This window comes from Salmonella sp. SAL4457, assembly GCF_046548235.1.
GTDB classification, from domain to species: domain Bacteria; phylum Pseudomonadota; class Gammaproteobacteria; order Enterobacterales; family Enterobacteriaceae; genus Salmonella; species Salmonella enterica.
In genome coordinates this window covers 1-396 of the sequence record NZ_JBGDZO010000097.1, presented here as the reverse complement: position 1 = coordinate 396, position 396 = coordinate 1, and the positions used below count along the sequence as shown (strand labels likewise).

The 396-nt window shown below is 45.5% G+C and carries 1 protein-coding gene; it reads left to right on the top strand.

The features are described from left to right. A partial coding sequence (locus ACLJNW_RS23400; RefSeq protein ID WP_410961110.1) for a DegT/DnrJ/EryC1/StrS family aminotransferase occupies nucleotides 1-232 on the top strand: 232 nt, incomplete at its 5' end. Nucleotides 233-396: the final 164 nt, after the last annotated feature.

Below are 396 nucleotides of genomic sequence, written 5' to 3'. Positions count from 1 at the left end.
GTATACGGTGCGTATGGATAATCGAGAGTCTGTTCAGGCTTCTTTGAAAGCTGCCGGGGTTCCAACTGCTGTGCATTACCCTATTCCGCTTAATAAGCAGCCTGCTGATGCGGATGAGAAAGCGAAACTACCAGTGGGTGACAAGGCTGCTACTCAAGTAATGAGCCTACCCATGCATCCCTATCTGGATACGGCATCCATCAAAATCATCTGTGCTGCGTTGACGAATTGACGGATGTATATACTTGCTCGAGTCGACAGGTCTATTCTGCTGAACACAGTGTTACTGTTTGCTGTCTTTTCAGCGACAGTGTGGGTGAATAATAATTATATCTATCATCTCTATGATTATATGGGGTCTGCGAAAAAAACTGTCGACTTCGGCTTGTATCCGTA